Raw genomic sequence first — 2,733 nt, forward strand, 5'->3', positions numbered from 1 at the left:
GAGGCCGCCGAGGAATAGCTTGCATGTGAGCACCGTTTGGGTGAAGTCGGATGAGGTCTGCTTCTTGGCGGAAGTGACTCTCATTCTACTACTTCCAAGCGGTGCTCGCTTTTTCCACGCAGGATCTGGGTTCAACCGCCGTATCGCAGTCGGGCGCAGCGTGCCTCAGCCTCCCCCGTCGCACCCGCAGCGTCCGAGCGCGGCGCGCAACCGGGCGTGCATGGGTTGCCGTGGCGCGGGATTCTTCGGTCGGCGCCAGAGTCTGGCGTGGCGGACGGTGCGGCGAGGCGCCTCCCTCAGAATGACGCTCGGAGTCCGAGCCGGGTGAAGGGTCCCGGTGCAGCTGATGTGACAGGTCCGGTGCGGCTGAAGTGACAGGTCCGGTGCGCCTGATGCCAACTCGCGCGGCCCGCGCCGGCCACGCCGCCCGCGGCGGTACCTCCCGCTCCACCGGTGTCCTGCCGCCCACCTCGGCGCAGGGGCGTCATTCTGAAGGAGCGTGCGCCGCGCTCACCCCGGCACCGCGTTCATGCGCGACTGAAGAATCCCGGACCGAAGCATCCGCCGCGCCGCGGTCCGGCGCGGCGTGCTCCAGCCTCTCCCGCCGCACCCGCAGCGTCCGAGCGCGGTGCGCAACTGGGCGTGCATCGGACGCGGTGGCGCGGGATTCTTCGGTCGGCGCCAGAGTCTGGCGTGGCGGACGGTGCGGCGAGGCGCCACCCTCAGAATGACGCTCGGAGTCCGAGCCGGGTGAAGGGTCCCGGTGCAGCTGATGTGACAGGTCCGGTGCGGCTGAAGTGACAGGTCCGGTGCGCCTGATGCCAGTTCGCGCGGCCCGCGTCGCCGACGCCGTTCGCGGCCGCACCCCTGCCCCGCCGGTGTCCTGCCACCCACCTCGGCGTTGAGGCGTCATTCTGAAGGAGCGTGCGCCGCGCTTTCCCCGGCACCGCGTTCATGCGCGACTGAAGAATCCCGGACCGAAGCATCCGCCGCGCCGCGGTCCGGCGCGGCGTGCGCCAGCCTCTCCCGCCGCACCCGCAGCGTCCGCGCGCGGTGCGCAACCGGGCGTGCATCGGACGCGGTGGCGCGGGATTCTTCGGTCGGCGCCAGAGTCTGTCGTGGCGGACGGTGCGGCGAGGCGCCTCCCTCACAATGACACTCGCATTCCGAGCCGGGTTCAATTGCTTCAGGGACCCACGCCGATGTTGAGGGTGCAGTCCGCGCAGGCGGACTTTGTGCTTTTCCAGCGGCGAATTCATTCGCTCTGAGCTGGCGGCCTCGCTGGATCCCGCGTTTCACACCGAGGCTGCGACACCTCACTCTGGGCTGGCGGCCGCGCCGAGACCGGCTTTCCCGCACCACGGCATCGGCCGCAGTCCGCGCAGGCGGACTTCGCGCAGTTGTTGCCGCGACTTCAGTCGCCCGCAGCCCCCTCATCCACCCACCCACGCGCATTACCGCGCGCGGGCCGGCCTCCAGGTGAGCTCGAAGGTGCCGAAGGTGTGGTTTCCGAGTTCCTCCTCGTACTCGCGGGTGCGGGTCTGCACCCGATACTCCAGGCTCGCCCCACCCATCGCCGCGCCAATCCCCCAGTTCACCCTCCCCAGCAGGCGCTCGCGCTCCACCCGTGGCGGCGCGTCGCTGAAGGTGTTTCCATCCAGGAACAGGTTGCGGACCACCGCCTCTCCGCCCAGCCCGCCGCTGACGTAAAACGAGGGCCCACGCTGCCGCACGGACTTCCACGCATCCGGCACGCGCAATCCAACGCGTCCCTGAATGCCGCCCTGGGCGCCCGTGTACACGTTCCCCGCGCCGGCGCCGCCCGTCAGCGACAGTTCCGCCGCGCGCGCGCCCGCGATGCGCAGTTCGGCCACGCGGTGCTCCACGCCGTAGCGCAGCACAATCCCCGGCTCGAACCCCAGCTGGTGGTCCCACCCGCTCGGGTCCCAGAACCCGGCGATGCGGTGCACCTTCTTCATCAGCGCGCCGGCCATGGACGGCGGCCCGGTGACGCCCACCTCCGCGCCAAAGCTGTGGCGCAGCGACCCGTCTACCACGGTTCCGGTAGCGGCCACGTACAGCCATCCCGCGAACGGCCGGTTTCCGGGCGTAGGCACCTCCACGTCCACACGCGGCGTGTATAGCCGCTGCCCCACCTCCACCACCGTGGTGCACGCCGCGCCCGCGGCGCCGTTCCGCGCGCAGGGCGCCACCCCCCGGGCCAGCGCGCCCCAGCCCGGCGCCCCGTTGAACTCCGCGGCGACGCGGATCCCGTTGGAATACTCGTAGTCCGGCCGCTCCGCCGGCGGAATCCAGAAGTCGTACGCGTCGTTATCCGACGTCACCTGCACGGCCGTGAGCTGCGCGGCGGCGGGGGCGGCCAGCAGCAGGACGGCCAACGGAGCGAGGAGAAGGACACGCATGAGACGGGGCGGACGCGGAGGGGGATGCGGAACCCGGGGTGGAGCGGTCCGATGCAGTACGTACGGCGCTTCAGGGGCGGATCTCGATGGGCGTGCCCACCGGAACCGCGCGCCAGATCTCGTCCATCTCGCGATTGGTGACGGCGATGCACCCGTCCGTCCAGTCGGCCAGGCGGTGCAGGCGCCCGATCCATCCCGCGCCGTTGCGGATGCCGTGCACCATGATCTGCCCGCCGGGACTCACGCCGCGCGCCCGCGCCGCGGCCACGTCCGCCGCGGCGGGATACGAGACGTGCAGCGCCAGGTGGTT

At 71.3% G+C, this 2,733-nt stretch carries 2 protein-coding genes; both read right to left on the bottom strand.

What is annotated here, in order from left to right:
- Positions 1 to 1,454: 1,454 nt before the first annotated feature.
- Entirely contained in the window at positions 1,455 to 2,423 is a 969-nt protein-coding gene (locus VF665_RS17800) for a lipid A deacylase LpxR family protein (RefSeq protein WP_331054796.1), read from the bottom strand.
- Positions 2,424 to 2,493: 70 nt separating this feature from the next.
- Positions 2,494 to 2,733, bottom strand: a 240-nt coding sequence (locus VF665_RS17805; RefSeq protein WP_331054797.1) for a L,D-transpeptidase family protein, incomplete at its 5' end; no start/stop codon positions are given.

The sequence above is a fragment of the Longimicrobium sp. genome (assembly GCF_036387355.1).
Classification (GTDB): domain Bacteria; phylum Gemmatimonadota; class Gemmatimonadetes; order Longimicrobiales; family Longimicrobiaceae; genus Longimicrobium.

What these genes read in the sequence shown, in the direction of transcription:
- VF665_RS17800 (WP_331054796.1), bottom strand. Translation starts at nt 2,423, where the DNA reads ATGCGTGTCCTTCTCCTCGCTCCGTTGGCCGTCCTGCTGCTGGCCGCC.